This is a genomic window from Pseudomonadota bacterium (assembly GCA_010028905.1).
GTDB lineage: Bacteria > Vulcanimicrobiota > Xenobia > RGZZ01 > RGZZ01 > RGZZ01.
The window spans coordinates 1-4,411 of sequence record RGZZ01000423.1; the positions used below are offsets into that span (position 1 = coordinate 1).

5 protein-coding genes are annotated in these 4,411 nt (G+C 66.7%); 3 read left to right on the forward strand and 2 right to left on the reverse strand.

The genetic code is table 11. The annotated features are described in order from the left end of the window. Window positions 1-1,307 (reverse strand): hypothetical protein (locus EB084_20360; protein NDD30620.1); only part of this gene is annotated, 1,307 nt, incomplete at its 3' end. A gap of 232 nt (window positions 1,308-1,539) precedes the next feature. Here EB084_20360 and EB084_20365 point away from each other — a divergent pair. From EB084_20365 to EB084_20375, 3 genes are read left to right on the forward strand one after another with little or no spacing between them, the layout of a single operon-like run. After that, window positions 1,540-2,043, forward strand: coding sequence for a hypothetical protein (locus EB084_20365; protein NDD30621.1), 504 nt, complete (start codon window positions 1,540-1,542; stop codon window positions 2,041-2,043). A gap of 13 nt (window positions 2,044-2,056) precedes the next feature. Further along, window positions 2,057-3,478: a hypothetical protein gene (locus tag EB084_20370; protein NDD30622.1), complete on the forward strand. Its 1,422-nt coding sequence runs from the start codon at window positions 2,057-2,059 to the stop codon at window positions 3,476-3,478. Next, the gene (locus tag EB084_20375) at window positions 3,475-3,708 is read left to right on the forward strand and encodes a hypothetical protein (protein NDD30623.1); all 234 of its coding nucleotides are present in this window, start codon (window positions 3,475-3,477) and stop codon (window positions 3,706-3,708) included. The genes EB084_20370 and EB084_20375 overlap by 4 nt, the downstream gene beginning before the upstream one ends. Before the next feature lie 9 nt (window positions 3,709-3,717). Here EB084_20375 and EB084_20380 read toward each other — a convergent pair whose 3' ends face one another. Beyond that, complete coding sequence (locus EB084_20380) at window positions 3,718-4,053, reverse strand: hypothetical protein (GenBank protein ID NDD30624.1); 336 nt, start codon at window positions 4,051-4,053, stop codon at window positions 3,718-3,720. Between the last annotated feature and the right edge of the window lie 358 nt (window positions 4,054-4,411).

Here is a 4,411-nt window from a genome sequence, read left to right on the forward strand (position 1 = left end):
CCCGAGACGAGCGCATTGATGGTGTCTGCCGTCGGGCTTCCAAGACCCGTGACGAGATCGTATCCCGCGGCAGCATTGAATCCACCGTTGGATCCGGCCGTGATATCGCGGAACGCCCCCTGGTTGAAGGTGTAGAGCAGGTTGTTGGCGCCGTTGATGGTGCTCGCGCCGGCTGCGACGCGAGCCTGGTTTGCGATGGCGCAGATGGCGGCCCACTGGGGAGAGCCGGCGCTCGTTCCGCCAAGTCCGAACCAGCCGGTCTGCCCGTAGTACGGGGTCGTCATGTAGACCGGCACGCCGCTGTTGGGGTCGCCGTTGTAGCTGACGTCGGGGTTTCCGCGCTTGCTACCGCAGACCGCCTGCACCGCGCTGTTGGCGCTCTGGTACGAGGGGATGGGGAGGTAGTCGCTCAGGCCTCCGCCGCTGTCCGACCAGCCGCTCTCGGAGAGCACGTTCCCGCTGCGATCGACCGAGAGATGGGTTCCGCCCACGCTAACGATGGCCGATGAGATGGCGGGCCAGCTCACACCGGAGCCGTTGTCACCAGACGCTGCGAAGACCGTCACACCCGCGGCGCTGAAGTACGAGTCGTAGGACGACTGGCCGGAGAACTCGCCCCCTCCCCAACTGTTCGACACCTGTTTGGCGCCCTGGCTGATGGCGATGCTCTCCGCTTCGAGCAGGTCGCTGCCGTAGGGCCCTTGCGCCACGACGAGCAGGAGGTTGGCGCCCGGCGCGATGGCGTGCGCCCACTCCACGTCAAGGGAGGTCTCGAGGGCCCAGCCTGCGTCGCTCGATGAGGGCGGCCCCCCGCCTTGATAGGCGATGGTGAGGTTGGCCTGTGGCAGGCCAGCAGCCGTGCTGAAGGCGGCGAGATCGCTCTGGATGGTGGGGCTGCCGTAGGCATTGACGATGGCGATGGTCTGCCCGGTGCCGTCTCCCACGATCTGATCGACGCCGTAGGCATGCCGCATCTGCGCGGGTGTCAGGTAGCCCGAGGGGTACGAGACCGTGAGCGCGCCGAGCTCGCCCGTCTTTGACGCATTCATTCGCGCGTTGACGGCAGGAGAGCTGACCCAGAGGAACGGGCGCGCGACCACGGGCACCTTCGCGGGAGAGAGGGAGGCTGCGAACACCAGGTCGTTCTCTCCGACCTTCATCGCACTTCCGCTGGTGGGCGACACCACCACCGGCTGCGCGCCGCTGTCGCTGTGGGTCGTCTTGCCTGCGTCGCCTGTACCGCAACCGCTCAGCAACCAGCCAAGCAGGGCTATCAGCGCGCCGTACGACGCCAACCCTCTGCGCATCGGGGTTCCTCCCTCGAGGGCGTTGCGTCTTCTGCGAGAAACGCAAGAACAGCCCACGTTGAGAGAGTATCATGTTATCGGCACCGCCTCAATTCCATGAAGCCCATGTTACAGAACTGAATTATTCCGGCGCAGGCCGCTGCGCGGGGTGACGTGTATCACGGACGAGCGCCTGCATGTGCTGATATGCTGACGACACAGAGACGAATACGACACGAGAAGGACAGAACCGATGAAAGCACTCACCTCTTCCCTCAAGACCCTCGCCGTTGCGCTGCTTGCAACGGCCACCATCAGCGCACTGCCGACGTGGGCCAAGCCGAACTCGGCGCTGCCTCCGTCGTCCACCACGCAGCAAGGACCTGGCGTCCAGCCCTTCAACCCTGCGCTGCAGAAGCTCCCCGATCTGCATCTCTCGAATACCCTCACCGTTTCGAACCCGAATCCCGCGACCTGCTCGGGGACGGTGAAGGTGCAGGTGGTGAACTTCGGTCAGAAGGCGTCGACGCCGTGCACGGTCAACCTGACGGTCTACGACGCGCACGCCAGCGTGCAGTACAGCAAGGACGTCCAGATCGGCGCGCTGCAGCCGCAGGCGACGCTCTGGGTCGACATTCCGCTCAACGTTGGCCACGCTGTCGACTACCCCACGTGCAAGGTCACGGTTGACAGCACGAACGTCGTTCAGGAGGGCAATGAGGGCAACAACGTGCTGTCGAAGGTGCTCTTCCAGTAACGCGTCAGGCCTTTTGCAGAAGGCGGGTTCAGCCTATAAGGGTCGCGCGCGTTGCAATGAGAAGACGGGGCCGCTCCCCCTGAACACGACCGACACCGATGTGGGGTCTGCGTGGCGGGTGTGGAGCAGGCCTTCTGCTTTCTTGCGGCATGCGCTTGTCTTCTGTGTCGCGCTCCGGCTCCTCGTGGAGACCGCTGCGCAAGCGTGGGCCCAGGGCGTTCCGCCGGTGCTGGTCGTCTTCGTCCACGGTCGCTACGAGAACGCAAGCGGCGATGACTGGACCGACGATGATCCCGCCCATGACGCCGCCGTGGTGCGCTTCAACGCAGATACGCCCTTTGGGCGGCGCGCCTACAGCGGCGTCTCCGACGGCACGTACATGCGCAAGACGGTGCGCGATGCCTACTGGCGCCGCGGGAAAGGCCGCAGCCTCTCGGAGATCGTCGAGAAGCGCGTGGGGCGGGGCGGAGTGCTCTACGTGCGCTACGATGCTCGTGATGCGTGGTACTTCGAGCCGGGTGCGGCACCGCTCGTGGCGGCGCAGGTGCGGGCCTGGCTCGAGGCCGATCCGCGTCGCGCCCCCGCGGCCCGCAACCTCGTGTGGGTCGCCCACAGCAATGGCGGGCTCATCGCCCGCGCGCTGATGAGTGATCCCCAGTATGCCGATCTGGTGGCGCGCACCCGCGAGGTCATCACCCTGGGCACGCCGCACCGCGGCAGCGAGATGGCCGACGCCGGCCTCGACGGTGATCGGGTCAAGACCATTGCTGACGCGCTGGTCGCGGCCGACGCCACCATCGGTCAGACAGCCCGTTTCTTCGGGCAGCGCTTCGCCATCTTCGACATGGCGGAAGCGATGCTGCAGCCCTATCTCGCCCAGCTGCGTGCCAACATCGAGGCACAGGCGAAGGCGGAGGGGTGGAAGACCCGCGAGCGGCTGCGGCAGAGGCGCCAGGCCCAGGCCACCTTCCTCGCCCAGGTGTATGAGCATGAGCTCTCGGGACGCATCGACGCGCAGCTCACCACTGCCTTCATGGAAGCAGCGCAGCTGCCGGACGCCGAGCATCGCCTGCTGCCCGCACCGGAGCTGCCCGTGCCCTTCTTCTGGGTGCGCGGCACGCTCTATCCGATGGACGTGCTGCAGATGGCGGGCGGCGCGCTGCAGGTGGGGCGCTGGGACGACGACGACCTCGTCTTCTTCGCCACCAGCGCCGCCATCGTGAGCCCGCGCCTGGCGACACGCTTCCCCGATCACCCCCAGTGGCAGCGCAGCGACGGAGTGGTGTCGGTGGAGAGCGCCGCGGCCCTCGGGCTACCGCTGGAAGGCGACGCGGGGAAGGCGAGCGTGGCCGCGCATCACAGCGACCTGCCGTTCGACCGCGGGCTGTGCGCGTTGCTCGATCGGCACCTGCAGCGGCTGCAGGCGGAGCCGTGAGGGATACGCGCAGGCAGACCGCTCTGGCACAGTCGTGGCGCGGATGGTCTGCCTTCTTGCAGGCGGAAGGTGCGCCTCACCAGGGGGCAATGGACTCCAGGCACATCTTGCCGTTGGCAACGCTGGCGTCGAGCAGTCGGCCGTTCCACTGCGTCAGGGTGGGCGCCACGCTGGTGGGGCTGCTGAGCACCATTGGGGAGACGCCGCTGCTGGTGACATTGCCGAGGTAGCTCTGCTGATCAGAGAAGCTCTTGTAGGCGACGTAGAGCTTTCCATTGATCGAGGTCAGCGACGGTGCGCTCGACAGCGAGATGCTCGTGCAGACCGCGTTCGCATTCGGGAAGCTCGTGACCAGCCGGTTGTAGCATGCGCCTGTGCCGCGCACCGCGCAGACCACGCTGATGTAGTTCGAAACCTGCACGGCTGCGACGGCGGGACGGTCTTGCGTGTTGAAGATCGCGGGCATCGCATACACGTTGCTGTTCACGTTCGGTCTGCCGGTTCTCGCATCGAGGAGCACGTTGGAGACGTACGTGGTCTGGCCCGTGGAGCCGCCCGCCCAGGCGATGAAGCAGTACACGCCACGCTCATCGGTCGTCATGCACGGGGCGGTTGTCGTTGACTGCCCGGTGGATGCGAAGGGGGTGATCGTGCCTGCCGTCGTGACGCTGCAGAGCAGGAGGGTTCCACCGGAACGCGCGGCCACCACCAGCACTCCCTTGTACGCCACCAACGCCACCGGATCGGTGCTGGTGAGGCCGAGCCCGAGCCACGGCGCCCAGGTTCCGCCGCCCACGCTGCGGGCGAGACGAACCTGCCCTGCCGCGTCGATGTATCCGGCGTAGGCGGTGGTGTCGATCACGGCCGTGCTCCAAGGCAGCGCGGTCTCGAGGTTCAGGCTCGTACGCGTTCCGCCTGCCACGGGGGTGGGGG

Excerpts from the sequence above, each read along its gene's own strand:
- EB084_20365 (NDD30621.1), top strand. The coding sequence starts at position 1,540 with ATGAAAGCACTCACCTCTTCCCTCAAGACCCTCGCCGTTGCGCTGCTT.